Below are 24,648 nucleotides of genomic sequence, written 5' to 3' on the forward strand. Positions count from 1 at the left end.
ATCAGGTCGCGGCGTCGTTGATCACCTGCAGAAAGGCGTCGCCATATTTTTCCTGCTTGCGCGTGCCCACTCCTGGCAGTTTCCCGAAGGCCGCCATGGATCGCGGACGCTGCAGGCACATGGCCTGCAGCGTACTGTCGTGGAATATGATGTACGGCGGTATGCCCTGTTCCTCGGCGAGTTGACGCCGGCACTCGCGCAGCGCTTCCCACAGTGTGATGTCGATATCCTCCGGCAGCGTCTGCCGGGTTTTCTGGCGTGTGTTCGTCGCCGGGCTGCTGTCCTTGCGCAGGGCGAGCGATTCCTCGCCCTTCAGCAGCGGACGCGCTTTTTCCTGCAGTCTGAGCGCGCCGTAGCGCTCCATATCCACACTCAGGTAGCCGCGCGCCACGAGCTGGCGAAAGACCGAACGCCACGGGTTGGCCCCGAGGTCGGCTCCGATGCCGAATACACCGAGCCGGTGATGATCGAGCTGCAGTACCCGCTCGTTTTCCAGGCCGCGCAGGACGTCGATCACATGGCTGACGCCAAAGCGTTGCCCCGTGCGGTATACGGCGCTGAGGGCCTTCTGGGCGGCCTCGGTGCCATCCCAGGTTTCCACCGGCTGCAGGCAGGTGTCGCAGTTGCCGCAGGGATCACTAAGGGTATCGCCGAAATAGTGCAGCAGCGCCTGGCGCCGGCAGCTGGTGATTTCGCACAGCCCGAGCATGGCGTTCAGTCGCTGCTGTTCCGCGCGCTTGTGCTCTTCGCTGCCGGCGGAGTTGTCCATCATCTGGCGCAGCTTGATGATGTCCTGCAGGCCGTATACCAGCCAGGCGTTGGCGGGCAGGCCGTCACGACCGGCGCGGCCGGTTTCCTGGTAGTAGGCCTCCACGGTTTTCGGCAGGTCAAGGTGGGCGACAAATCGTACGTCGGGCTTGTCGATTCCCATGCCGAAGGCGATGGTGGCGACAATGACCAGACCTTCCTCACGCAGGAAGCGTGACTGGTTTGCTGAACGTTCCGCCGCCGGCAGACCGGCGTGGTAAGGCAGTGCCGGTATGCCCTCTTCCTGCAGCCAGCGCGCCGTTTCCTCGACTTTTCGCCGCGACAGGCAGTAAACGATGCCGGCATCCCCGGCATGCTCGCTGCGCAGAAAGGCCAGCAGCTGCTGGCGCGGATTCTGCTTGAGCGCGATGCGGTAGCGGATGTTGGGTCGGTCGAAGCCGGCGATATAGTGCCGGGCATCCTCCAGATCAAGCCGGATGGCTATCTCCCGACGTGTGCGGGCGTCCGCTGTGGCGGTGAGAGCGATGCGTGGCACATCGGGGAAGCGCTCGTGCAGCAGGTTCAGCTGCAGGTAGTCGGCGCGGAAGTCGTGCCCCCACTGTGACACACAGTGTGCTTCATCTATTGCGAACAGCGCGATATCGCAGCGCAACAGCAGGTCCAGGGTGCGCGGCTGCACGAGACGCTCGGGCGCCACGTACAGCAGATCGAGCTGGCCACCCTGCAGGGCGCTCTCCACCTCCCGGACCTGTTGGCTGTCGAGGCTCGAATTGAGAAATGCGGCGTTCACACCGAGTTCGCGCAGGCCGTCAACCTGATCCTGCATGAGGGCAATCAGCGGCGAGACGACCACCCCGCAGCCGCGGCGGACCAGGGAGGGAATCTGGTAGCAGAGTGATTTTCCGCCGCCGGTCGGCATGATTACCAGCGCGTCGCGGCCATTGATGACGCCGTCGATAATCGCATCCTGGGGCTCGCGGAAGGTTTCGTAGCCGAATACGGCGCGCAGTGTTTCGAGTGCGGCTGTCATGGCGCGAGTATACCCTGTGCCTGCCCGCGAGTGGTCATCGACATCGCTCTTGCAGACCTTGTGTGCTGGTCACTGACGTGCCTCTGCGGAGATCGTTTCCCAGTGTGCTAGATTATCAGTTTTGCGGCACCGACGACCCGCCGGAGGCATCGACGGGGGTGCATGATGGGTCAACCGAAGAACTCAGAGGGTTTCCATGACAGATCAACACTGCGTCATTATCGGCGCCAGTCACGCGGCTGCCAGTATGGCTGCGACGCTCAGGCAGGAAGGCTGGGAGGGCTCTATCACGATGGTGGGAGAAGAGGCGCATCCCCCATACCATCGCCCGCCCCTCTCGAAGGCCGCTCTGATCGGTGACAAGGACGCAGCCTCGCTGGCCATTCGCCCGCGGGATTTCTACGACGCCCAGGGGATAGTCCTGCGCCTGGGAGTGCGGGCAGAGAGCATCGATCGGCAGGCGCAGCGTGTTGCCTTGAGCGACGGCAGCAGCCTGGCCTACACGCGACTCGCACTGATGACCGGCGCCCTGCCGCGTCGTATCAGCCTGCCCGGCAGTGACCTGAGTGGCGTGCATTATCTCCGTGACATGCGCGACGTCGATGCGATAAGGGCCGGGTTGAAGCCAGGCAGCTCGGCGGTGATCGTCGGTGGCGGATATATCGGCCTGGAAACCGCAGCGTCGCTGCGCTCGGCGGGGATGCAGGTCACCGTGCTTGAGGCGATGTCGCGGGTCCTGCAGCGCGTCACCGCCCCGGAGGTCTCCGCGTTCTTCACCCGGGTACACGAGGAAGAGGGGGTGACTGTCGTGACGGATACGACCGTCAGCGCATTTCATGGGGAGGGTACCCTGACCGGCGTCACCTGCAGCGACGGCCGTGAATTTGCGGCGGACCTGGCGATTGTCGGTGTCGGCGTGGTGCCCGACACGTCGCTGGCGGAAGCCGCCGGCCTTGAGATCAATGACGGCATCGTCGTCGACGAATTCGCGCGAACCTCGGATACCCACATCGTGGCGGCGGGCGACTGCACGCGTCACTACAATCCGGTGTACGATCGCTGGCTACGTCTTGAATCTGTCCAGAATGCCAACGAGCAGGCGCGCACCGCTGCGAAGACTGTGGCGGGCAACCCTGTCGCCTATCACGCGCTCCCGTGGTTCTGGTCGGATCAGTACGATATCAAGCTACAGATTGCGGGGCTTTCTGCCGGTTACGATGAGGTGGTGGTGCGTGGAGATATCGCTCAGGGCCGCAGTTTCAGCCTGTTTTACCTGTCCGGCGGGCGGCTTGTTGCCGCGGATGCCATTAACCGGCCCCGGGATTTCATGGCTGCCAAACGCGCTGTCCTTGACGGCTCCAGACCGGCGCCGGCAGCGCTCGCGGACGAGTCGCTGGAGTTGAAAGCTGTGTTCGAGGGTTGATCGGCGGCGCAGTGCAGGCCAAGTTTTCTCTTGGTATGGTCCAGAAAGGCGGGTATAACCGTACCGAGCATGTGTCTATGCAGTCCGGACACACCTAATCCAGACATTCACTGCAGGGGAGACAGCACCATGAAGCAGGATCAACCGATTACGCAACGCCGTCGTTTTCTTACGCTGATGGGCGGCGGTGCCGTCATGCTGCCGTTTGCGGGCCTCGTTGCCTGCTCCAGCGAGGAGCCGTCTGCACCGACGATCGCGGCCAGCGCTGAAGATGCACCGGCCACCCGACCGGATCCGGCAACGCCATCGGCCGACACCGCCAATGAAGCGATGTCTGAGACGGCAGAGCCCGAGGCTGCCACCCAGCAGGCGGCTGCTGAGAGCGAGCAGATGGCACAGAATGATGCTGGCGGCTCCGGCGACAGTGGCGGTTTGCCGCAGCTGAGTGAAGACGATACGCAGGCGAAGTCACTGAACTACAAGCACATCGCAAGCGATGTCGATCCGAGCAAGAACCCCCGCTACAAGGAAGGTCAGGCGTGCTCCAACTGCCAGGTGTATCAGGGCAAGGACGGTGATGACTGGGGTCCCTGTGCGATCTTTGCCGGCAAGGCGGTCAAGGCAACCGGCTGGTGCACAGCCTACGCGCCGGTGAGTGCCTGACCTGCAGGTATCACTGCCGTCCGTGGCCCTCTAGGAGAACCAGCTGATCTGCGGAAAATAGCCGTCGACTGCCATGGCAAGATAGAGAACGAAGAGGGCCGCGCTGAGATAGAGTCGGCGCAGGGCGTATAGCGCGACGGCTGCACTGTCGATAACCATCCAGTACAGCCAGTTCTCGTGGACATAGGCAAGCATCAGCCAGGTCGCTATCAGGCTGAAGACAGTCGTGAAGGCGTCCAGCCATGGCGTGTGTGCAAGCGGGTTCTGGCTCAGCAGGTAACCGACAGCAGCCGTCGCAACGGCGCCCGTCAGCAGCCAGGGGAGGTGCTCGGCCAGCGGCCAGCTGACAATGCGCCAGTCGTCGCCGGTGGCAAGCAGGCCGTACACGGCCATCCCGACGTAAAACACATGCAGTGCGCTTTCGGCAAAGATGTGTTTTCGCCAGCAGAGGATTGCAAACAGCACCGAGCCAAAGAAAGCGGCCACATAGCACACTGGCACGGCGCCGCGCAGATACAGCAGCGTGAAGGCAATGCTGAAACCGACCGCTGCAATCTCCAGCGTCGCATCAGTCGATCCGCGGTGTATCAAACGCATCCCTGTTGAGAAATTTGGCGACAAAAATACAGGTGTCGTCGCCGGCATTGAAATCACGCGTGGCGTCACGCAGAAGGTCAAAGACAGTGTCGTGATCACCGCTGATGAGCGTGCTCATGCCGCCAGTCTGCAGGCGCAATTCAGGGTGCTCGCGCAGCCGGCGGATAAAGTCGATCACGCGCTGCTCGTAGGCGCGGGTGAGCGGGTAGAAACTCAGCTCAACAGTCAGCATATTCTGGCGGCACTCCCTGGCCGTGTCGAAAAAAGTCCGGGTAGGATCGGACTGCGCTCGCTACCCGAAGCCCTTGTGCGGGGACGGTCGAAAACCGGCTCAATGGCGCCTATACTTCGCGCTGCCTGGTGGTGCGCCACACCACCGCATACGCGAAATACAGGAGATTCACCATGTCATTGCGAATCAACGATACAGTACCCGATTTCACCGCCGAATCCAGTCTAGGCTCCATCTCTTTTCATGACTGGATTGGTGACAGCTGGGCGATTCTCTTTTCTCACCCCAAGGATTTCACGCCGGTGTGCACCACAGAATTCGGTGCCGTTGCGCAGCTTGCCGATGAGTTTGCAAAGCGCAACACCAAGGCCATTGGCGTGTCTGTTGACGGTGTGGACGACCACCGCAAGTGGATTGGCGATATCGAGTCCTACTGCAGTGCGACGGTCGGCTTTCCCATCATCGCAGACACGGATCTGGCGGTTGCCAAGGCCTTCGACATGCTGCCCGCAGAAGCCTATCTGCCCGACGGGCGCACGGCAGCGGACAGCGCCACCGTGCGCTCCGTGTTCATCATCGGGCCAGACAAGAAGCTCAAGCTGTCCATGACCTATCCCATGGTTGTGGGGCGCAATTTCTCCGAGATCATGCGCGCGCTCGACGCGCTGCAGTACACCGAGAAACGCGGTGTGGCGACGCCGGCAGACTGGGTGGTAGGTGAGGACGTGATCATTCCGCCGAGCGTGTCCGATGCCGACGCAAAAGAGAAGTTCGGCGAGTTCGAGACGATCTTCCCCTACCTGCGCAAGACCAGGGCCTGAGACCGCCCAAAGGGCCACCGGTCAACCGGCGACCGCCGCCTCCGACCGCGGCAGGCCACGCCGGTTGATCCAGAGTACAAGGCAGACGGCGAGCACACTCAGAAACGACAGCCCCACCATGGCATCCCAGCCATGCAGGTTCACCACCCAGCCGGCGCTCAGGGCGGCGACAGCCTGTGAGCCGAACACGGCGAACTCATTGGCGCTCTGAACCCTGAAGCGCTCGCTGGGTCGGTGGCAGAGCGGCAGCAGTGCGGTGCCGCCGACAAACATGAAGTTCCAGCCGATGCCCAGCAGCACCATGGCCCACCAGTAATGCATCAGGTGCTGTCCGGAAAGTGCGATGGCCAGGCACACGAGGTAGGCGGCACCGCCGAGCGCAATAACCGTCCGATGCCCCAGGCGGGTGATCAGCCAGCCCGAGAAAAGTGCCGGCGCATACATCGCGACAATATGTGACTGGATGACCCACTTCGTGTCGAGCAGGCTGTGTCCGTTCACCGCGTGCATGTTCAGCGGGGTGCCCGTCATCATGAAGCTCATCATGGCGTAGCCCATGGCAGAAGCGATAATCGCCAGCCAGATGGGCCGCTGGCGCAGAATCGTGGCCAGCGGCCGTGCCTCTGCGGTCTCCTCGCCGGCCTGCGCATGCCGGTTGCGGTAGCCGGTGAGTACAATGGCCATGGCCAGGAGGTTGATGCCGGACAGCAGGAGAAACGCGCCGACAAACGGTCGATGGCTGTCGATTGCCGGCGTCAGCGCTTCCAGTCCCGGTACAGACCCGCCCCAGACCACCAGTTCCGGCCCCAGATAGGCGGCGACCAGGCCCGCCAGCAGGACCCGCGATGCCGCCTTGCCGGCGAGCATGGGCGAGACGGTTTCAATCGCCGCGAAGCGGTACTGCTGTGCTGCGGCGATGCTGATCCCGGCGACCAGGCCCGCAGTGCAGAACAGACCGAAATGCCCCAGCACCAGCGCACAGGCTGCCACAACGCCGCTGGCGCTACCCAGCAGCGAACCCAGCGCGAAGACCGCACGTCTGCCGACCCGCGCCATCAATCGCGTGACGCCGACCACGGAAACCGCAGTGCCGATAATCACCATCGCAATGGGCAGGGTGGCCAGGCCCGGACGCGGGGCGATGTCGTTGCCGACGAGGCCACCGGTCAGGAAATACAGCGGCGCGATACACATGGACAGGGCCTGCAGGCTCATGAGCAGGTAAACCGTTGCGGGCAGTCGCGAAGCCATCAGGACATTCCTCCAAAGCGGATCAGGGCCGTTACCAGTATGCCAAGGCTGACGCCTGCCATGGGTCTTGCGGTAAGCAGCATGACGCCGGCGGTTGCCAGCATCCCCAGGCGTCCGGCCATATCCGCTTCAACCGCGATTGGCACGAGCACGGCCACCAGCACCGAGCCCGACATGGCGTCAATAAAGCTCATGACCCGGGGCCGCAGTGGCAGCAGTCCGGTGATGAATACGCCGCCGAAGCGGGTAAACAGCATGACCAGTGCCATCAGCGCAATGACCAGATAAACGCCGTAGCCTTCGGTGGACATCATTGCTTGGGTGTCTCCAGCCAGAAAATGCCCACCGTTCCTCCTGCGAGTGCGCCAACAATCACATGGGTGTTCGGGGGCAGCCAGCGGTAGGCCGCGTAGGCGGCGATGGCACTCAGACCCCAGGCAAGGCTCTTGCGCAGGTTGCGCTTGCCCACCATGACCATCGACAGCATGAAGCAGCCCATCACCATGTCCAGGCCAATGCTTTTCGGGTCTTTGATGCCCGAGCCGAGCAACAGCCCCGTCAGCGTTCCCGCCTGCCAGCAGGTCCACAGCGCGATACCACCGCCGACCAGGGTGCCAAGGTTGTTGCGCCCCTGCTGCAGATCGTTGAGCGTCATGGCCCAGTTGGCGTCCGAGAGCGTGATGAGCGATGCATAGCGGCGCCGCACGGGCAGCAGTCGCAGCCAGGGATAAAGGCTGGCGCCCATGAGCAGCATGCGGCTGTTGATAGCGAGGGTGGTGAGCAGTAACGGCAGGATCGGCACCTGCGCGCCCCACATGTCGAGCACGGCGAACTGCACGGTGCCGGCGAAGACGGTGATACTCATCAGCATCACTTCGACGTTGGCCATGTTGCTTTGCAGGGCGGCGACGCCAAAGGCCAGCCCGAACACGAAGACAAACAGGGAGATGGGCAGAATTCGCCAGAAACCCCGGCGTATGTCGGCGCCAGTCAGTTGTGGTGCAACAATGTCAGGCACGGCGACCACCGGTCTGCCAGTGAGAGATATGGACAGGTTTCATAGGTAAGCTCCAGGGACGCGTAGCTTAGCGACTCGGTCCGGGACTGGCCAGCCGAGATTGCCGGAACACCGCCGAACAGAGCGCTGGTGCTAGCACTCCGGCGTGGCAGACGCTACAGTCATCAGGAGTCGATGCCGGAGACACACCATGATTCTCAAACACCCCTGCTTCAGAACCCTCGCCGCGCTGGCTCTGCTGCTGCCTGTCGCTTCCGCACATGCCCAGGACCCGGAAAGCTACCTCGACGATTATCTGCCGGTCGACAACGCCCTGGTCGTAGACGTTCCAGAGGCTGTGCAGAGTGCCGATGACCCTGACGTCAAGCGCGGTCGATACCTTGTCAGCCTGCTCGGTTGCGCCAGTTGCCACACTGACGGTGCGTTGCTCGGCGCCCCGGACAGCGATCGCTCCCTTGCCGGGTCCCGCGTCGGGATCGCCATTTCCGATCCCATGCGCGATCGGTATCCGGCGATTGTCTATCCGCCCAATATCACGCCGCATGACGAGACCGGTATCGGCGCCTGGACCGAGGACGATCTGGTGCGGCTGCTGCGTGGCGGGATGGATCGACACGGTGGCCGCGCCCTGCCTGTCATGCCCTGGCAGAACTACGCACGACTGAGGGCGTCAGACGCGCTGGCCATTGCCCGCTACCTGAAGAATATCGAGCCTCTTGAGCATCGCGTGCCGCGCAGGGTGCGCGCAGGGACACCGGCATCGGCACCCTACGTGCATGTTGGACTGTATCAGCGACGCGAGTGAGTCGGCGTCCGGGTGGCGTGCTTCAGCCGGAGTTGCGGCGTTTGAGGACCATGCCGTACATTGCCGGCAGCAGGGTGTGCGGCTCCGGATGACCCAGCTCGATGGCGGCGTGATAGGGGAAGTTGGGATCCGCCAACAGTCCCCGCGCCATGGCTACGAGGTCGGCATTACCGTCCACAACCACACTGTTTGCCTGCTCCGCTTCGGTGATCAGCCCGACCGCCATGGTTGGCATGTCGGCCCCGTCGCGGACCGCGCGGGCGTAGGGGACCAGGTAGCCCGGTGATGGCGGCGCCTTGGCACGGCCCGAGGCTCCGGTAATACCGCCGGAAGAGCAATCGATGAGATCCACGCCGCGGGCCTTGAGTTGCCGGGAGAGCTCGATCGTGTCTTCCAGTTCCATACCGCCGTCGACGCCGTCAACCGAAGAGGCACGGTAAAAGACCGGATAGCCCTTGGGCACCGTCTTTCTGACCGCGTCGGTGACGGCGAGGGGGAAGCGCATGCGTGCGGCGAGGTCACCGCCCCACTGGTCCCCACGCTGGTTTGACAGCGGGGTCAGAAAGCTGTGTATTAGGTAGCCATGGGCACCGTGGATCTCGACAAAATCGAAACCCGCGTCAAGCGCTCGCTGGGTGGCGTTGGCAAATGACACGATCAGGTCATCTATCTCGCTGGCCTCAAGGGCGTGGGGTGTCGGCCAGTCTTCGGTGAGTGGGATGGCGCTCGGGGCTACAGCCTGCCAGGCGGCATCCGGATCGCTGTCTACCAGTGGTTTGGCGCCATTCAGGGGCGTTGCCGCACTGGCCTTGCGACCCGCGTGCGCAAGCTGTATGCCCACGGGGATGCCCTGGGCGTGATAGATGTCGACGACCTTCTTAAGGCCTGGTACGTGCTCGTCCTTGTAAATGCCCAGGCAGCCCGGAGTTATCCTGCCTTCGGCGGTGACCCCGCTGGCCTCGAGAATCGCGCCGCCAACGCCGCCAAGGGCAAAGCGGCCGTGATGCGCGAGGTGCCACTCATCGTTGATAAAGCCGTCCTCGGAGGCGTACTGGCACATCGCCGAAACCACAAGTCGGTTGCGAAAAGTGACGTCGCGCAACGTAAAGGGTGTGAACAGGGCGGGCATCTGCCCGGTACCGGTTTCCTGTGTGCTGTCGTTTGTGCCCATCAGGCCTCCGTTTTTGCGTCGAGTTTGAGCATGAGGGCATCCATCTCGGCCATCAGCGCCTTCACTTTATCGCGCCGCTCCTGACCTTCGCTACCAAGGTCGCTGAATCGCGTCAGCGGCGGGCGCACGTCGCCGGTGGGATAGCCGGCGGCGGCGCTGAGCGCTTTCGAGTAGCACTGGTGGCCGTAGGTGGGATGGCCCTCGGCGATGATGTGATCAATCCGGTTGAGAATGTGCTGGATGGACGCGGCGTCTTCCGTGCGCCCCGAAACGAGGAAATCCCAGATGCGCTTCGTGCTGTAGGGAAGATAGTTGCCATAGGGATTGACGTAACCGACAGCGCCGAGGAGATAGCTCTCCACCGGCCTTTCTCCCGCGAAGACATTCATGACGCCGTCTGTGGCCTCGACGATGTCATAGACGCGGCCGACATCGCAGCTGGCTTCCTTGATGTAGCGAATGTTGTCAAACGCCTTGGTCAGGCGTGCGACCAGCGCGGCCGACATATCGACGTTGGACGTGAAGGGGTTGTTGTACAGCATGATCGGCAGGTCGACCGCCTCGGCAATCGCCCGGTAATAGGCGAAAATCTCGTCTTCGGTGGGCGTGTAGTAATAGGGCGGCACGATCATGAGGCCGTCAGCGCCCATCTCTTTCGCCTCGCGGCTGTAGCGGACCGCCTTGCGGGTGCTGGCATCCATGCTGCCAACGAGAATGTCGAGGCGTCCCGCCGCATGCTCGACGCTGGTTTCCACGACCAGTCGGCGTTCCTCGTCGCTGATCGAGAGAAATTCCCCGGTAGTACCCAGCATGATGATGCCGGGGACGTCGCATTCAACCTGCCAGTCGATATAGCGTTTCAATGACTCGACGCAAACGGCTTCGCCATCGTCGGTGAATGGGGTGACGGCGACCGTGTAGCTTCCTAGAAATGTTTTAGACATCAGGTTGTATTAACGCCGACCTACGCCTCGGCGCTCCTTTTGCGTGATTGATTTTAGGATGCGGTAAAATCCGCGAAAAGCGGCTGCGATGTTGCAAGCACATGCCGGACACGCGTTAGCATAGCGCACATTAAAGTCTATTCCATCCCCCTTCCGAGAGAAACCTCATGACAGATGTCATCGTTATTGGCGGCGGAATCATCGGCTGCGCCGCGGCTTACTATCTCGCCGGCGACGGCGTGGCGGTGACCCTGGTCGAGACTGGCGACCTCAATACCCAGGCCTCGGGCACCAATTCCGGCAGCCTGCACGGGCAGATCCCGCACGATACGTATCTGCAGCATGGCGATGCCTGGGCACGCATGTTTCTGCCGGCGCTGCGTCTGCTCCGGTCGTCGATAGGACTCTGGGAGGGGCTGGGCGATACGCTGGGTGTCGATCTCGAGGTGAAGGTGGGCGGGGGGCTGCTGCTGGCGGCCAATGAGCAGCAGATGCGCGATATTGCGCGCAAGGTCAGCCTAGAGCGCGAGGCCGGTCTGGACAGTGAGGTACTGGACGCACAGGGTCTGCGGGCGCTTGCGCCCTACGTGTCCAGGCGCATGGTAGGTGCGGGTTACTGTCCGGCAGAGGGCAAGGCCAACCCGCTGATCGCGGCGCCGGCCTTCGCCCGCGCCGCGGCTGCCATCGGCGCGCGCATCATGCCGCGAACCTCGGTCACGGATATCCGGCGCACTGGCGGCGGCTACGAGGTGACCACTGACCGCGGCACCTATACGGCGGCCCGTCTGGTAAACACGGCCGGAGCCGACGCCGGACGCATCGCCGCCATGCTGGGTGTCGATCTGCCCCTTCAGGGTTTCCCGATACAGGTCAGCGTGACGGAGCCGGTAGAGCCTTTGATCCAGCACCTTCTTTACTACGCGCGCGCGCCGCTGACCATGAAGCAGACCGCGGTTGGCAGCATTATTGTGGGCGGCGGCTGGCCGGCCCGCTTCGACAGCCAGCGGCGGCCGATCGCCGACCCTTACTCCGTTGGGCCGAATCTTGGTCTGGCGCTGGAAATCCTGCCACAGCTCGCACCTGTCAATATCGTGCGGACCTGGGCCGCGACGGTAAACGGTACGCACGACTGGATGCCGGTTATCGGTGAACTGCCCGGACTGCCGGGTGCCTTCCTCGGTTATGTACCCTGGATGGGGTTTACCGCCGGTCCGGCGGCGGGCCGACTGGTGGCGAGCATGGTGCAGGGTGTGGCGCCGCCTCTCGATATAGACGCCGCGGCGTTCGCGCCCGGCGTGCGCTGAGACGCAGCGGCACTGACGGCGATTGCCGTCAGTGCTTGAGAATCATGCCGACGAAGTCCCGGGTGCGTTCGTGGGTGGGCGAATCGAAAATCTGTGATGGCGTCCCGGTTTCGACTACCTTGCCGTCATCCATCATGACAACCCGCGTGGACACTTCCCGGACAAACGACATTTCATGGGAGACGAGTAGCATGGTAATGCCCTCGTCGGTTAGGCGACGGATGGTGTCGAGCACCTCGTTCACCCGCTCCGGATCCAGGGCCGAGGTTACCTCGTCGAGCAGGAGGATCTCGGGCTGCAGCGCCAGTGCGCGGGCAATCGCCACCCGCTGTTGCTGTCCGCCGGACAATTCCTCCGGGTAGGCGTCGTGCTTGGCTTCCATACCGACCCGCGCCAGCAGCTCGGCTGCCAGCGCTTCCACCTCGGCCTTTGGCCGTTTCTTGATCGTTATCGGTGCGATGGTGACGTTGCGCATCACCGTCATGTTCTGGAACAGGTTGTATTGCTGGAACACGATCGCCAGCTGCGAGCGCAGCTCACGAACGCTCTTGCGGCTGCTGTAGTCCACGGCCTTGCCGGCGACGCGTACCTCGCCAGCGCTTGGCAGGGTGAGGCCCACCAGTGCGCGCAGGAGGGTGCTCTTGCCGGAGCCCGAAGGCCCGATCAGGCTGACGACTTCGCCCTTTTCTGCGCTCAGGGTGACTCCCTTGAGGATTTTTTCCGAGCCGTAGGAGCAGGCGAGGTCACGAACGTCGAGATGGGTCAAGGCGCTTCTCCAGATAGGTGCCGAGACGGCTGAGTGGGTAGGACAGCAGGAAGTACAGTACCAGTACGGCACCGAACCCCAGCAGCGGCGAAAAGCCGCGGTTGACGAACATCTTGCCCGAGAAGGTCAGTTCGACCACGCCGATGTGCGATGCCAGTGACGTGTCCTTGATGAACATGACGGCAAACGCGATGGCCGGCGGCAATATGACCCGCCAGGCCTGGGGCAGAACCACATACCACAGGGTGCGCGCCGCGCCGAAGTTGAGCGTGCGCGCGCCTTCTATCTGCTGTTTCGGCACCGATTCCAGCCCGGCACGGACAATCTCCGAGAGGAACGCCGTGGACACGAGGCAGATGGCGATGGTGGCGATGGTCAGCAGGGATGCGTTTTCCATCAGCGGCTGTATGGCATACAGGACGATGAATATGATGACCAGAAAGGGGATGCGCCGGAAGGTCTCGACGTAGGCGATCGCAATGACGCGCAGGGGTAATGTCCACGGATTTACCGACTGCCGGAGCACCGCGATCAGCAGGCCGGCGATAAAACCGACCGTGCAGCCGATCAGCGTCATGCCCAGTGTGCGGGCGGCCGCTTCCAGCAGGAATATCACGTTGTAGTAGGTGAAGAAGTCCGGCGCTTCGAAAAGGAGTCTCTCGAACATCAGAATACCCTGGCCTTGACGCGGAAGGCGACGCGACCCAGAAGCGCCAGCGACATGCTGGCAATGAGCGTCAGTCCGATGTAGATCACGGCGACGACCGAGAAGGTCTCTATCGTGCGCAGGTTCACCGAACTGACATTGATGGCGCGCCCGGTGAGCTCTTCCACACCGAACAGCGCGGCGATGGAGCTGCCCAGCATCAACCAGATAAAGAAGTTGGAGAGGGGCGCAAAAATCGTTTTTGCAATATGCGGGAGCATGACATAACGCAGGATCTGCAGGCGGGTCATGTTAAGGCCAATGGCGGCGTCCATCTCTGCCTGGCGCACCGAAACCACACCGGCCCGTATGATCTCGGTGAGATAGGCGGTGGAGTTGAGCGTCAGGCCGATCAGCACGGCTGCCATGGAGCTGAGCAGAATGCCGGCATCCGGGAGCGCGTAATAGAGGACAAAAATCTGCACCAGAGCCGGCGTGTTGGTGATGAAAATGACATAGGCGGATATCGCCTTGCGCAACGGAGTCGGGCCATACACCTTGCCCAGTGCGCCCATCAGCCCGAGCACTGCACCGAGGAAAAAGGTGAAGAACACGATCTGCAGCGTCACCAGAGCCCCGCCAAGGAGGTAGGGCAGCTCTGCCATGACTTCGCCGAACTGAAACGTATAATTCATGCCGTTCCGGATTGCCGCCTGCTGTGTGAAGAATGGGGCCGCACCACCCTGTCAGGGATGGCGCATGTGATCTGCCGGCGTATCAGAAGTACGGCTGTGCCTCTACCGGCACGCTCATCGGAGCGCCAAACCAGTGTTCCCAGCGCTCGTTGATAAAGCCACTGGTGTGCAGGTCGTAAAGGACGATGTTGAGGAAGTGCCGCAGATCGCTGTTGCCCTTGGCAAGCCCGATCCCGCAGTAGGCGACGTAAATGGACTCATCCAGAACCCGCCAGTTCACGTTGCGGTAGGTGCGGGTGAAGTTCATGAACAGGTCGGTATTTTCGACCAGTGCATCGGCACGACCCTGGGCAAGCGCCCTCACGGTATCGGCGTTGCCGTCCACCAGCAGAACCTTGGCCTTGGGCAGTTTGTCTTTCAGGAGCTCCACGGAAAGGTTACCGCGCATGTTGACCAGGGTAATGTCGCTGGAATCGAGATCGCGCCAGCTTTTGGCGTCGATACGATCGGTGGTGAGAACGCTCATGGACTCCGTGTGCAGGGGCGCGGTGAAGTCGATCAGTCGCGCTCTGGCGGGGGTGCGGGTAAGTGCGCCCAGCGCGATATCGATGCGGCCGGAGGTGAGGAAGGCAACGCGCTGAGCCGTGGCGGTGGGCACCAGCTGTACCTTGACGTCAAGCAATTCGGCAATGCGACGGGCGACATCGACATCAAACCCTTCAATTTCATTGGTTCTGCCGTAAGAGGACATCGGCGGGAAGTTCGGGTTGACGCCAACGCGGATCGTGCCATCGCGGACAATGTCGTCCAGGGATCGCATCTGCGCCTGGGCGGCAACGGTGCAGAGGGCCAGGGCGGCCACAGAAAGCCAGCGAGAAACTTTTCGCAACATGGTTCACGTCTCCGGTGGGGCGGGAATTATTGTATACCGAGCGGGCGCTGTGTTGCAGCGTTACCGTCCCGCGGATAAAAAATGCGTAACACTCGTTCTCATAGCGTACGTTTATTCTGGTGAACAAGCCCTGGGCTGTCAAGCTGTCATCGGGCCTCGGCCTCGCGATCGGGCGGCCGGGACGCGTCGTAGGCTGTCGCCAGGCTGCCGATCGGCATGGGCTTGAAGGGCGTGCGCGGCGCGAACAGGTCGCTCTCCACGGCGACCTCAAATCCGGCCTGGCCGGCCATTTTTGCCAGCAGTGCCGCGCAATAGCGTCCCTGGCAGCGACCCATGCCCGCGCGGGTTTCACGTTTTACCGCGCCAATTCCCGCGACGCCGCTGGCAAAACAGGCTGCCAGTGTGTCGCGGCGGACGCTCTCGCAGCGGCACATGATCGTTTCCGGTGTGCTGAGCGCCAGCCCGACATCCGGTGCGGCGTAGACCTGCCACAGCGCGGTCTGAAAACGCTGGTGACGCAGGGCGAGGGCGCGAGCCCGGGTGACGTGTTCTGTGCTGTCGCCCTCAAGGCCCAGGTCTGCGGCCGCGGCGGTCCCGGCGAGTGTGCCCTGGGCCTGGGCGACTTTCGCTCCGCCAAGGCCGCCGGCATCGCCGGCAACAAAGACGTCATTGACGCTGGTCCTGCTGTCCAGGCCGCGCTGGATTGCGAGAACGCCGGTGACCGGATCGTAGTCGTGTCGGCACTCCAGCGCCCGTGCCAGCTCAGACTGTGGCAGGAAGCCGTAGCCCATGCAGACGGCGTCGACGTCGAAGCTGACTTCAGTGCCGCGCAGCGGCTGTCCCTCTGCATCTATTTTCACCACACTGGCACGGGTGACCTTGCCATCGCCTTCCGCGCTGCAGATCACGTGCTGATGCAGCACGGGTACCCGCCGACGCAACAGTGCCGTGAGGTGACCGATGCCATCGGCGACCAGGCCCGGGCCATTGCGCAGCATGCGCAGGAGCGGTCCGACCAGCGTCGGGCCCGGTCGCCGCGAGAGCTCCGCCACCGCCACGACATCGACACCGGCCGCACTCAGCTCCCGCGCCACCTGCAGGTTGAGTGGACCGTTGCCGGCGACCAGAACACGCTGCCCCGGCGCGGTCTGATACGCGCGCAGCAGTGTCTGAGCGGCGCCGGTTGTCATGACGCCGGGCAGTGTCCAGCCCGGAAACGGCAGCGGCCGCTCGTAGGCGCCCGGTGAAAGGATCAATCGTCGCGCCTGGATCATGCTGCAGGTATCTTCTGTGACCACCGCAACTTCCCGGGGCGTGAAGGCGCCCCAGACGGTTGCACCGAAAATAAAGCTGACGCCAGCAGCCGCGGCATCGCGATACAGCTGGCGGCCCTCCTGGAACTGGTGGTCGAGCCGGGCTTCGGCAATGTCGAAGCCATCGCCCGGCTGCTTGAAGTACTGGCCGCCGGCCTTGGCGCGCTCGTCGACGACTGTCACGCGGGCACCGGCGCGCGCCGCGGCAGCCGCTGCCGCCAGGCCCGCGGGGCCTGCGCCGACCACCAGCACGTCTGTCTCGACGGTCTGCCAGTGGCGTTCAGGTGGCGTCTCCGCACTCTCGGCGACGGCGCGGCGTGCAGGTTGCCGCGTCACCTGCAGCCCGGGTCTTGCCATCTCGAGACAGGCGCGCCGTGCGCTGCCGTCCACCGAGACGGTGCATTCGCCGCAGACTCCCATGCCGCAGAACAGCCCGCGGGTCTCGCCGCTGCGGGTTTCGCGCCAGTGCCATTGTTCGGCAGAGACCAGCGCGGCGGCAACGGACTCGCCCGCGTACGCCGTGACCGGAGTGCCCTCGAAGTCGAAGGTGAGAGGGTCGGAATCCCGATGAATGCCTGCTGTGTGAATGCGCATGGTATGTTCCTGGGCTCAGCGTATGTAGCTGGCGCCGTTGATGTCGATGGTGCCTCCGGACAGACTGGGAGCGCTACCTTTGCAGAGGAAGGTTACGAGGTCCGCGATTTCCTCGGGGTCCACCCAGCGGCCCATGGCCAGTCCCGCCGTGACCTTGTCCTCGCCGCCCTGGCTGCGCGCGAAATCTTCCGACAGTCGTGTGCGAACCACGCCCGGCGCAATGATGTAGGCGTAAATGCCCTCGCTGGCGTAGTTCCTGGCCACCGTCTGCGTCGCCGCACGTATCGCAGCCTTGGAGGCGGCATAGGCAATGGTAGCGGGGTTGCCGACGCCGCGCTGGGCCGCCCAGCTGGAGATGGTGATGATGCTGCCGCCGCCGACCTCGCGGAAGTGCCGCACCGCCTGGCGCAGCATCCGCGCCGGCGCCAGGACATTGATCTGCATGCTTTTTTCCCAGGCAGCATCCCAGTTTTCGAGGTCTTCATCCACGCTGCCGTTGCCGATCATCACTGCGGCATTGTTCACCAGGACGTCGATATGGCCTTTCCAGCCACAGGCTTCTGCCCAGAGGCGTTCGACGTCGTCGGGGTTGGCGAGGTCAGCCTGCACCAGCAGCTTGCGCTCGTCGGGAATATCCGCCGTGGCCGCGACCGCGCCGTCCCTGTCCGATCCGTAATGTGCGATCAGCGTTGCGCCGGCTGCGCCAAGGAATCGCGCCGTGGCTGCGCCGATGCCCTTTGAAGCACCGGTGAGTAGAATAATGCGATCGGTCAGGTCCTGCATTCCATGTTCTCCTGTGAAGCAGTTGTGTGGTGAGTTTTCCTGCGCCCTGCGGGCAGCTTCGCGCCACTGTTATCCAGGGTGGTGGCCGAAAACCCGGGGAATCCCGGGCCGGAAGCGCTTGACACCCGATGATCCGCTGCAAGAGCATACCGCGCTCTTTGCCAGGGATCGCCGACCATGAACACGACAACCGCAGCTTCCGCCGCTCGTAGCACTGCCACAGACGGGGGGCAAGGCAGCGATGCGCCTGTCGCGATCATCGGCGCCGGCAGCATCGGTTCGGGTTTTGCCCTGCAATATGCGCTGTCGGGTCTGTCGGTGAGACTGTACGACGAGTTCCCCGACGCGTTTGCAGCGGCCCTTGAGCAGATCCGTCGCAACCTCGGATCGCTGCGTGACGCGGGACTTGTCACTGCGACCGACACACAGGTTCTGGGGAATATCCGTGCCGCCGAAAACCTCGAAGATGCCGTGGACGGCGTGCAGTGGGTGCAGGAATGCGCACCGGAGAATCTTGAGCTGAAGCGGGAATTGTTCGCGCGACTCGACCGCTGTGCGCCGGTGGATGCGATTCTTGCCAGTTCTTCCTCGGCCATGCCGGCGTCCCGCTTTGCGTCGGCACTGCCGGGCTCTGCCCGCTGTCTGGTCGCCCATCCGGGGAATCCGCCGTATCTGCTGCGCGTCATCGAACTGGTCCCTGCTGAATTCACCGACCCGGATCTTGTGCTGCGTGCCGAGGCGTTTTCGCGCAGGGCCGGCCTGCATCCCGTGCGCGTGCAGCGGGAAGTCGAGGGCTTCGTTTTCAATCGTCTGCAGGGGGCCATGCTCAGGGAAGCCTACTGTCTGGTACGTGATGGTGTCGCGTCCGTAGAAGACATCGACACGCTGGTGCGCCTCGGGCTCGGCCTGCGCTGGTCTGTGGTCGGTCCCTTCGAGACCGTGGATCTGAATACCCGGGGCGGCATCGCCGCCCACGCCGAAAAACTGGGGCCTGCCTATGCGCGCATGGGTGCCGAGCGCGGGCAGGACGATCCCTGGACGCCCGACCTCGTCGCCTCGGTCGAGGCTCAGCGTCGCGCGCTGCTGCCGCTGGATCAGTGGCAGCAGCGCGTGGCCTGGCGTGACCGGGCCCTCATGCAGAGATTGGCGTTGGCCAGTCCCAGCGACGGAACCGCGTCAGACTGACGCACGGAGATCATCAACGCTGTTGTGAAATCCTATAATAAAAATGTTCGCGTGGCGATTATCTGTTCTTTATCCGACCAAAAATATTGACAGCTGCAGGTGGCTGCTCCACTGTTGAACCCGTTCGCAGCCCTCTAAACCGGCGTATTTCCCCTCTTGCAGGGATGTCCCGGGGCCTGGTGAGGCCACTATATTTGCGTACAGTTGGTCGGTAATGCGCTTTCGAAGCCGCGCGTGCCGGCCGGCCAGAGGATCACGACAGGTCGTGCGCGCGCGATGTTGACCTCAGCCGCCGGGGCGTGATGCCGGTACATGACCTGTCGCAGCTGTTACATACAATAAATCGGGGAGTAGACTCATGAACCACCCACAGACCATTCTGTCGACGGCCGTGCGCCGTGCACTGATCGCCGGCACTGTCATTTCGGGAGCTGGATTTCATTATTCGGCGAATGCGCAGCAGGAAGCGGCCGGAACCCTTGAGGAAGTCGTCATCACCGGCTCACGCCTGCGCCGTGACCGGGATTTTGTCGAGGTCAGTCCCGTGCAGACGATTGATTTCGAGCAGATACAGTCCTCGGGTAACGTGACCCTGGAAGATACGCTGAACAAGTTTCCCCAGCTGGCGCCCGACAGCACGAGTACCACGAACCAGAGCGGTGGCTCCGGTGCCCTGACCGCCAACCTTCGTGGCCTGGGTGCGGAGCGTACGCTGGTGCTGGTGGATGGACGGCGCTTCATGCCCGCCGACGTTACCGGCGTCGCGGACCTCGCAACCATCCCGGACATTCTCATAGAGCGCGTCGAGATCGTGACTGGCGGCGCATCCGCCGTGTATGGCTCCGATGCCATCGCGGGCGCGGTCAACTTCATATTGCGCAAGGATTTCGAGGGCGCGGAAGTGCGCTATCAGTACGGTGAAGCCGACGCCGGCGACGGCGAGACCGAGAAAGTTGATGTGCTTTTCGGGGCCAATGTTGCTGATGGTCGCGGCAATGTCGTGCTGCATGCATCCTACACCGAGCGTGAGCCTGTCTTCATGGGCGATCGCAGTTTTTCAGAGCAGCCCTTCCTGGCCGACTCGAGCGGGGCTCTTCAGCCCTTTGGCTCTGGCAATATTCCGGAAGGCCTGATTGGCCTTGGCTCCTCGCAGTTTTCCCAGATTCAGGGTGTGGATCTGTCCGGCGCCAACTGTCCGGGCCCGGTTCAGGGTGTGAGGTTCGGCGAGAACAGCCAGCCGCTGCCATTCTGTCGCCCGACGGATCAGTTCAACTACGCGGCGCCCAACTTCCTGCTGCGGCCTCTGAAGCGCTGGCAGATCAGCAGTCTCGGGTCGTTCCAGATCAATGATAACGTGGAGGCCTACGGACAGGCCTATTACACAAGGAAGGAAAACGCCTTTCAGCAGGCGCCGGAGTCCACATCCCCGACCAGTGCCGGTCAGGAGAACGGGACGGTTCTCATTCCCGGTGCCGACACCAATCCGCTCTTCTCGCAGCCGCTGCAGGATTTCTTTGCGCTCAATCGCGATTTCTTTGACGCCGACGGTGATGGCGTCTTCACCGTGCGCAACCTCGGCAGGCGCTTTGAGGAATTCGGGCCGCGCACCGTGTCCTACAAGACGGAGGCTCTCAGCCTGACGGGTGGGCTGCGCGGTACCTTCGAACTGAATGACAGCACCTGGGGCTGGGATGCGTTTTACCAGTACTCGAGGGTGGATGAGGATGTGACCCGCGCGGGGCTGCTGTCGCGCTCGCGTATCACGCTGGGCCTGGATACTGTGGTCGTTGACGGGGAATCGCGCTGTCGCAACGATCTTCTGAACTGCGTGCCGGTGAATATCTTCGGCCCGAATGCGCTGACGCCGGAAATGGCAGACTTCCTGAGTGTCTCCACCGGGCAGCGCGATCAGTTCACGCGCCAGGTCGCCGGCGCATCCGTTGCGGGCGATCTGTTCGAGTTGCCGGCTGGCAAGGTGTCATCCGCCTTCGGTGTCGAGTACCGCAAGGAAGACTTCAGTACGGTTCCCGATGAAACGGCACTGTCAGGTGATCTTGTTGCCGTCCAGGTGGCGCCGATCGTCAACGGCGGCGAGTACGACATTGTCGAGGCTTTTGCCGAGGTGCGTGTCCCGCTGCTGGAGGACATGCCTGCGGTGCAGAGCCTGGCGCTTGAGGGTGCCGCGCGCTTTGCTGACTACTCCACCATTGGCAGCGTAACAGCCTGGAGTGCCTCTCTGGACTGGGAGATTACCGATGAACTGCGCGCCCGTGCCGGTCTCAGCACGGCGATTCGCGCGCCCAACCTGAGCGAACTGTTCAGTGCCCAGGCGGGCGGATTCACTGGCGGTGTCGATCCCTGCCTTGCCGTGCGCAATCCCTCGGCGCAGCAGAAAGAACTCTGCCTGCAGCAGGGTGTGCCGCAGGCAAACATCGACAGTCTCGAAGTCGGCGCCAGCCAGGGCTTCGATGTGATCAGCGGTGGCAACCCGGATCTCGAGGAAGAGACCTCGGATACCCTCACGGCGGGCCTGGTGTATATGCCCACGGCGCTGCAGGGTCTGTCGGTGTCGCTGGATTACTACGAGATAGAAGTGAAGGACGCTATCGCCCAGGTCAGTGGCCAGGCGCTTGTGGATTCGTGCTTCCGCACGCTGGACGCGGGGAGTGCGGCCTGTCAGTCAATTGACCGACTGTCCTCCGGCAATATCAACCGCGTCTCCGCGCCTCTGCTGAACGTCGCAACCCGTCGGGTGGAAGGCATGGACCTGCAGCTCAACTATGCCATGGACAATCTGCCGGAGTTCATGTCGCTCCCGGGCCAGGGCGCCACTCTGGATATCACCTTCGTGACGTCCTGGCAGTTTGCCAATGAAACCCAGGTACTGGCAGGTGAGCCAACGATCGACTGTGCGGGTTTCTACGGCGGTTCCTGTTCCAGCGATGGTGTTCGCATCGACCCGGACGTGCGCTCGCTGGTGCGTGTGAACTGGCGCAGCGGGCCACTGCGCATTACCCCGGAGCTGCGCTATATTGGCGAACTGGAACTGGCCGAGGATGCGTTTGCGAATGAGAATGGAACCCTGGATCCGGAGTACTATGTTGACCTGACCGCCGGCTACGATGTCTCTGAGAGCATTCAGGTGTATGCCGGAATCAACAATGTGTTCGACCGGTCCCCGCCGGTGCTCGGTTTCCGCGCCGGTGGCGATGCCAACACCAACGTGCAGCTGTTTGATCCGATCGGAAGACGGTTCTTTATTGGCTTTAACGTGGGTTTCGGTCCACGCTGATAGCGATGTCTGACGCGCCCGAAGCGTCACTATGCCTCGGGCGTTTTATCCAAAATAAGGCTTGAAAAGAGGATGGATTATGTCACCTACTGGAAACTTGCAGCGCCTGGCGCGGTCCGCGTTGCTGGCGGTCTGTGTTGTTGGCGTCACTGCCGCTTACGCTGGTGCGCCCCAGGGTAGCGGCAGCTACAATGATCTGATTGAACTGACCAGTGAGTTCTTTACCTGGAAGGCGGAGGCCACCGGTATTGCCGTTGACCGGTCCGAGGCACAGGTGAAGCGCCGTATCGATGATCTGCGCGCGTTCCAGGCGCGGCTCGAGGACATGGCCGTGGCTGACTGGGATCGCCCTCGGCAGGCGGAGTACCTGGCCGTGCGATCGGCAATGGATCAGCACGATTTCCTGCTGCATGTGTCGCGACCCTGGGCGCGCGATCCTGGTTATTACGTGGACCGCATGCTGCGTCTGACCTTTGTCGATCTGCCGGCACAGGGTGAGCAGCTCAGCGACCTGCAGTCAGGACTGCGCGCCACGGTGGAACTGGTCGACGCTGCGAAACGCAATCTCACGGAGGTGCCGGCGGATTTCGCGGATCTGGCGATTCACAACCTGACCAATGCCGATGGCGTTGGCCACGGGCACCCCTACCGCGCTGTTCCCCCCGCTGGCGTGATCGGCTGGTACGACGATCTCCTGTCCCGCGCACGGAAGGAGCAGCCCGCGCTGGTCCCGGAAATCGAGACTGCCCGGGAATCGGTCAGAAGCCTGCTCGCCTGGCTTGAGGAAAACCGCAGCAGCATGACCGCTGAGGCAGGGGTCGGCGAGGAGCTGCTGGACTGGTACCTGATGCACGTCAAGTACATGCCCTACAGTTCAGACGATGTCGAGGCAATGGCGCAACGCGAACTGGAGCGCACCTGGGCCTTCTATGCCCTGGAACAGCACCGCAACCGCGATCTGCCGGTACTCAAGCTGCCGACCTCGAAGGAAGAGTACGAGGCACGCATCGCCTCAGTGGATGCGGATGTTCGCGCATTCATCAAAGAGCAGGACTTCATGACCATCCCCGATTACATACCGGACGACTGGCGGGAAATCGGCTTCAACGTACCCTGGATAGAGCGTGATGGTGGCCCCAACTACTGGGAGCAGATCCAGTACCGCGACCCGTCACCGGATCACTGGCATGCGGTGATTCCCGGTCACAAGGTGGATGGCCGCACCGTCGCGAAGATCACCCACCCCATACGCAAGTATTTCCGCGATGGCGGGCGCATGGAAGGCTGGGCGCTGTATCTGGAGGAAACCCCCCTGCAGCTCGGTTTTTATGAGGAACGTCCCCGCACCCGCGAGCTGATCTACAATTTCGGTATTTTCCGTTCAGCCAGAACCCTGGGGGATGTCCGCCTGCAGCGCAACGAGATATCCATTGAAGAAGCCGTGGACTTCTGGCGTGCAAAGACGCCTTGGCTGGACAAGAACGTGGCCCGTGTCGATGCGGAAATCTATCTGCGCCGCCCACCGGGTTACGGCCTGGGATACACCGTGGGCAGCTTCCAGATGTTCAAGCTGCTGGCAGATCGCAAACAACAGCTTCGCGATGACTTTGTTCTCGGTGAATTCCACGACGCGGTGATGGCCGCAGGTGCGCTGCCGATTGCCCTGATCCGCTATGAGATCACGGGACTCGACGATGAAGTGTCACTGTTCTGGGATCGTACGCCGCTGTCAGAGGTCATCGCTGACTGATCTTTGCCGTCAGCGACACGTGTGCACATAAAAAAGGCCCCGCGAGGGGCCTTTTTTATGTTCAGGGATCAGGACGTTTGCAGTCCCGCCGTAATCTCCCTCGATGCCGTAAGAAGCTCCGCCAGTATCCGGGTGCGGATATCTTCCGGGGAAATCCGCGAACTCGGGCAGCAGACATTGAGGGCGGCGATCACCGTGCCGTCCGATCCTCGAATAGGCACTGAAATCGAGCGCAGCCCGACCTCCAGTTCCTGGTCCACGATCGACCAGCCGCGGGCCCTGACTTCCTCGATTTCTGCCCGGAGCTTCACCTTCGATACGGTGGTAAGCGGGGTGACTTTTTCAAAGTCACCCTCGTCGAGGTATCTCTGCAGTTTGTCATCAGACAGCGCGGCCATCAGCACGCGCCCTGTCGATACGGCGTGCACCGGTGCACGGCTGCCCACGCTGATTCCGATATTCACCAGCCGGTCCGAGTTTGCCCTGGCGACATAGGTTACGTCGTAACCGTCGAGTACGGCCGCGAAGCAGGATTCTTCCAGCGTCTCGGAGAGCGAGTTCATGATGGGCTGGGCGACTTCCCAGATACCCATGGACGAGATGACGGCGAACCCCAGCTTGAGTACCTTGGGCTGCAGTGAAGTACTTGCCGTCGGTCTGCGCGTAGCCCTCGCGAACCAGGGTCAGCAGCAGCCGGCGGACAGT

Annotated in this window: 23 protein-coding genes; 8 read left to right on the forward strand and 15 right to left on the reverse strand. The window is 62.6% G+C overall.

The window, feature by feature from the left end; genetic code table 11:
- Position 1: 1 nt before the first annotated feature.
- Entirely contained in the window at positions 2-1,798 is a 1,797-nt protein-coding gene (gene recQ, locus EV688_RS04520) for a DNA helicase RecQ (RefSeq protein WP_117317335.1), read from the reverse strand.
- A gap of 196 nt (positions 1,799-1,994) precedes the next feature.
- On the opposite strand from recQ, the gene EV688_RS04525 reads away from it, so the two are divergent.
- Both EV688_RS04525 and EV688_RS17535 read left to right on the forward strand, forming a co-directional pair.
- Positions 1,995-3,221, forward strand: a complete 1,227-nt coding sequence (locus EV688_RS04525) for an NAD(P)/FAD-dependent oxidoreductase (protein WP_117317333.1) — start codon at positions 1,995-1,997, stop codon at positions 3,219-3,221.
- A 129-nt stretch (positions 3,222-3,350) separates the two neighbouring features.
- Entirely contained in the window at positions 3,351-3,884 is a 534-nt protein-coding gene (locus EV688_RS17535) for a high-potential iron-sulfur protein (protein WP_205686609.1), read from the forward strand.
- Positions 3,885-3,914: 30 nt separating this feature from the next.
- Here EV688_RS17535 and EV688_RS04535 read toward each other — a convergent pair whose 3' ends face one another.
- Both EV688_RS04535 and EV688_RS04540 read right to left on the reverse strand, forming a co-directional pair.
- On the reverse strand, positions 3,915-4,481 hold the full coding sequence (locus EV688_RS04535) for a nicotinamide mononucleotide transporter family protein (RefSeq protein WP_162883886.1): 567 nt from the start codon (positions 4,479-4,481) through the stop codon (positions 3,915-3,917).
- On the reverse strand, positions 4,453-4,713 hold the full coding sequence (locus EV688_RS04540; protein WP_117317329.1) for a YkoF family thiamine-binding protein: 261 nt from the start codon (positions 4,711-4,713) through the stop codon (positions 4,453-4,455). The genes EV688_RS04535 and EV688_RS04540 overlap by 29 nt, the downstream gene beginning before the upstream one ends.
- A gap of 173 nt (positions 4,714-4,886) precedes the next feature.
- On the opposite strand from EV688_RS04540, the gene EV688_RS04545 reads away from it, so the two are divergent.
- Positions 4,887-5,534 carry a peroxiredoxin gene (locus tag EV688_RS04545; protein WP_117317327.1) on the forward strand — a complete coding sequence of 216 codons (648 nt, stop codon included), beginning with the start codon at positions 4,887-4,889 and terminating at the stop codon, positions 5,532-5,534.
- A 21-nt stretch (positions 5,535-5,555) separates the two neighbouring features.
- Here EV688_RS04545 and EV688_RS04550 read toward each other — a convergent pair whose 3' ends face one another.
- Genes EV688_RS04550 through EV688_RS04560 form a run of 3 tightly spaced genes read right to left on the reverse strand, consistent with a single transcriptional unit; the run spans position 5,556 to position 7,803 of the window.
- The gene (locus EV688_RS04550) at positions 5,556-6,785 is read right to left on the reverse strand and encodes an MFS transporter (protein ID WP_205686608.1); all 1,230 of its coding nucleotides are present in this window, start codon (positions 6,783-6,785) and stop codon (positions 5,556-5,558) included.
- On the reverse strand, positions 6,785-7,099 hold the full coding sequence (locus tag EV688_RS04555; protein WP_117317325.1) for an AzlD family protein: 315 nt from the start codon (positions 7,097-7,099) through the stop codon (positions 6,785-6,787). Before EV688_RS04555 ends, EV688_RS04550 begins: the two co-directional genes overlap by 1 nt.
- A complete protein-coding gene (locus EV688_RS04560; RefSeq protein ID WP_117317564.1) occupies positions 7,096-7,803 on the reverse strand; it encodes an AzlC family ABC transporter permease in 708 nt (235 codons plus the stop codon). The genes EV688_RS04555 and EV688_RS04560 overlap by 4 nt, the downstream gene beginning before the upstream one ends.
- A 190-nt stretch (positions 7,804-7,993) precedes the next feature.
- Here EV688_RS04560 and EV688_RS04565 point away from each other — a divergent pair, with 190 nt between their 5' ends.
- Positions 7,994-8,608: a cytochrome C gene (locus EV688_RS04565; protein WP_117317322.1), complete on the forward strand. Its 615-nt coding sequence runs from the start codon at positions 7,994-7,996 to the stop codon at positions 8,606-8,608.
- A 22-nt stretch (positions 8,609-8,630) separates the two neighbouring features.
- On the opposite strand, the gene EV688_RS04570 is transcribed toward EV688_RS04565, so the two are convergent.
- Positions 8,631-9,779, reverse strand: coding sequence for an NADH:flavin oxidoreductase/NADH oxidase (locus EV688_RS04570; protein WP_117317320.1), 1,149 nt, complete (start codon positions 9,777-9,779; stop codon positions 8,631-8,633).
- Positions 9,779-10,723, reverse strand: a complete 945-nt coding sequence (locus tag EV688_RS04575; protein WP_117317319.1) for a dihydrodipicolinate synthase family protein — start codon at positions 10,721-10,723, stop codon at positions 9,779-9,781. The genes EV688_RS04570 and EV688_RS04575 overlap by 1 nt, the downstream gene beginning before the upstream one ends.
- Positions 10,724-10,890: 167 nt before the next feature.
- On the opposite strand from EV688_RS04575, the gene EV688_RS04580 reads away from it, so the two are divergent.
- Positions 10,891-12,027: an NAD(P)/FAD-dependent oxidoreductase gene (locus EV688_RS04580; RefSeq protein WP_117317317.1), complete on the forward strand. Its 1,137-nt coding sequence runs from the start codon at positions 10,891-10,893 to the stop codon at positions 12,025-12,027.
- A 28-nt stretch (positions 12,028-12,055) separates the two neighbouring features.
- On the opposite strand, the gene EV688_RS04585 is transcribed toward EV688_RS04580, so the two are convergent.
- The 6 genes from EV688_RS04585 to EV688_RS04610 form a co-directional block, all read right to left on the reverse strand.
- Positions 12,056-12,793 (reverse strand): amino acid ABC transporter ATP-binding protein, encoded by a 738-nt coding sequence (locus EV688_RS04585; RefSeq protein WP_117317315.1) that lies wholly within the window; start codon positions 12,791-12,793, stop codon positions 12,056-12,058.
- Entirely contained in the window at positions 12,771-13,460 is a 690-nt protein-coding gene (locus EV688_RS04590; RefSeq protein WP_117317313.1) for an amino acid ABC transporter permease, read from the reverse strand. The genes EV688_RS04585 and EV688_RS04590 overlap by 23 nt, the downstream gene beginning before the upstream one ends.
- Positions 13,460-14,134 (reverse strand): amino acid ABC transporter permease, encoded by a 675-nt coding sequence (locus EV688_RS04595; RefSeq protein WP_117317311.1) that lies wholly within the window; start codon positions 14,132-14,134, stop codon positions 13,460-13,462. The genes EV688_RS04590 and EV688_RS04595 overlap by 1 nt, the downstream gene beginning before the upstream one ends.
- Positions 14,135-14,216: 82 nt before the next feature.
- On the reverse strand, positions 14,217-15,026 hold the full coding sequence (locus tag EV688_RS04600; RefSeq protein ID WP_117317309.1) for a transporter substrate-binding domain-containing protein: 810 nt from the start codon (positions 15,024-15,026) through the stop codon (positions 14,217-14,219).
- A 146-nt stretch (positions 15,027-15,172) separates the two neighbouring features.
- Entirely contained in the window at positions 15,173-16,933 is a 1,761-nt protein-coding gene (locus EV688_RS04605; RefSeq protein ID WP_117317308.1) for an FAD-dependent oxidoreductase, read from the reverse strand.
- Between the two features lie 15 nt (positions 16,934-16,948).
- The gene (locus EV688_RS04610) at positions 16,949-17,716 is read right to left on the reverse strand and encodes an SDR family NAD(P)-dependent oxidoreductase (RefSeq protein WP_117317306.1); all 768 of its coding nucleotides are present in this window, start codon (positions 17,714-17,716) and stop codon (positions 16,949-16,951) included.
- Positions 17,717-17,893: 177 nt separating this feature from the next.
- Here EV688_RS04610 and EV688_RS04615 point away from each other — a divergent pair, with 177 nt between their 5' ends.
- The 3 genes from EV688_RS04615 (at position 17,894) to EV688_RS04625 (ending at position 23,943) form a co-directional block, all read left to right on the forward strand.
- Positions 17,894-18,901, forward strand: a complete 1,008-nt coding sequence (locus EV688_RS04615; protein WP_117317304.1) for a 3-hydroxyacyl-CoA dehydrogenase — start codon at positions 17,894-17,896, stop codon at positions 18,899-18,901.
- A gap of 358 nt (positions 18,902-19,259) precedes the next feature.
- The gene (locus tag EV688_RS04620) at positions 19,260-22,193 is read left to right on the forward strand and encodes a TonB-dependent receptor domain-containing protein (RefSeq protein ID WP_117317302.1); all 2,934 of its coding nucleotides are present in this window, start codon (positions 19,260-19,262) and stop codon (positions 22,191-22,193) included.
- A 79-nt stretch (positions 22,194-22,272) separates the two neighbouring features.
- Positions 22,273-23,943 carry a DUF885 family protein gene (locus EV688_RS04625; protein ID WP_117317300.1) on the forward strand — a complete coding sequence of 557 codons (1,671 nt, stop codon included), beginning with the start codon at positions 22,273-22,275 and terminating at the stop codon, positions 23,941-23,943.
- A 68-nt stretch (positions 23,944-24,011) separates the two neighbouring features.
- On the opposite strand, the gene EV688_RS17540 is transcribed toward EV688_RS04625, so the two are convergent.
- Positions 24,012-24,581: an IclR family transcriptional regulator domain-containing protein gene (locus tag EV688_RS17540; RefSeq protein WP_424282595.1), complete on the reverse strand. Its 570-nt coding sequence runs from the start codon at positions 24,579-24,581 to the stop codon at positions 24,012-24,014.
- Positions 24,582-24,648 lie beyond the last annotated feature (67 nt).

This window comes from Chromatocurvus halotolerans, assembly GCF_004340525.1.
Classification (GTDB): Bacteria; Pseudomonadota; Gammaproteobacteria; order Pseudomonadales; family Halieaceae; genus Chromatocurvus; species Chromatocurvus halotolerans.

What these genes read in the sequence shown, in the direction of transcription:
- EV688_RS04580 (WP_117317317.1), top strand. Translation starts at nt 10,891, where the DNA reads ATGACAGATGTCATCGTTATTGGCGGCGGAATCATCGGCTGCGCCGCG.
- EV688_RS04535 (WP_162883886.1), bottom strand. Translation starts at nt 4,481, where the DNA reads ATGCGTTTGATACACCGCGGATCGACTGATGCGACGCTGGAGATTGCA.
- EV688_RS04620 (WP_117317302.1), top strand. Translation starts at nt 19,260, where the DNA reads ATGAACCACCCACAGACCATTCTGTCGACGGCCGTGCGCCGTGCACTG.
- EV688_RS04610 (WP_117317306.1), bottom strand. Translation starts at nt 17,716, where the DNA reads ATGCAGGACCTGACCGATCGCATTATTCTACTCACCGGTGCTTCAAAG.
- recQ (WP_117317335.1), bottom strand. Translation starts at nt 1,798, where the DNA reads ATGACAGCCGCACTCGAAACACTGCGCGCCGTATTCGGCTACGAAACC.
- EV688_RS04575 (WP_117317319.1), bottom strand. Translation starts at nt 10,723, where the DNA reads ATGTCTAAAACATTTCTAGGAAGCTACACGGTCGCCGTCACCCCATTC.
- EV688_RS04565 (WP_117317322.1), top strand. Translation starts at nt 7,994, where the DNA reads ATGATTCTCAAACACCCCTGCTTCAGAACCCTCGCCGCGCTGGCTCTG.
- EV688_RS04600 (WP_117317309.1), bottom strand. Translation starts at nt 15,026, where the DNA reads ATGTTGCGAAAAGTTTCTCGCTGGCTTTCTGTGGCCGCCCTGGCCCTC.
- EV688_RS04540 (WP_117317329.1), bottom strand. Translation starts at nt 4,713, where the DNA reads ATGCTGACTGTTGAGCTGAGTTTCTACCCGCTCACCCGCGCCTACGAG.
- EV688_RS04525 (WP_117317333.1), top strand. Translation starts at nt 1,995, where the DNA reads ATGACAGATCAACACTGCGTCATTATCGGCGCCAGTCACGCGGCTGCC.
- EV688_RS04615 (WP_117317304.1), top strand. Translation starts at nt 17,894, where the DNA reads ATGAACACGACAACCGCAGCTTCCGCCGCTCGTAGCACTGCCACAGAC.
- EV688_RS04605 (WP_117317308.1), bottom strand. Translation starts at nt 16,933, where the DNA reads ATGCGCATTCACACAGCAGGCATTCATCGGGATTCCGACCCTCTCACC.
- EV688_RS04595 (WP_117317311.1), bottom strand. Translation starts at nt 14,134, where the DNA reads ATGAATTATACGTTTCAGTTCGGCGAAGTCATGGCAGAGCTGCCCTAC.
- EV688_RS04570 (WP_117317320.1), bottom strand. Translation starts at nt 9,779, where the DNA reads ATGGGCACAAACGACAGCACACAGGAAACCGGTACCGGGCAGATGCCC.
- EV688_RS04545 (WP_117317327.1), top strand. Translation starts at nt 4,887, where the DNA reads ATGTCATTGCGAATCAACGATACAGTACCCGATTTCACCGCCGAATCC.
- EV688_RS17535 (WP_205686609.1), top strand. Translation starts at nt 3,351, where the DNA reads ATGAAGCAGGATCAACCGATTACGCAACGCCGTCGTTTTCTTACGCTG.
- EV688_RS04550 (WP_205686608.1), bottom strand. Translation starts at nt 6,785, where the DNA reads ATGGCTTCGCGACTGCCCGCAACGGTTTACCTGCTCATGAGCCTGCAG.
- EV688_RS04625 (WP_117317300.1), top strand. Translation starts at nt 22,273, where the DNA reads ATGTCACCTACTGGAAACTTGCAGCGCCTGGCGCGGTCCGCGTTGCTG.
- EV688_RS04590 (WP_117317313.1), bottom strand. Translation starts at nt 13,460, where the DNA reads ATGTTCGAGAGACTCCTTTTCGAAGCGCCGGACTTCTTCACCTACTAC.
- EV688_RS04555 (WP_117317325.1), bottom strand. Translation starts at nt 7,099, where the DNA reads ATGATGTCCACCGAAGGCTACGGCGTTTATCTGGTCATTGCGCTGATG.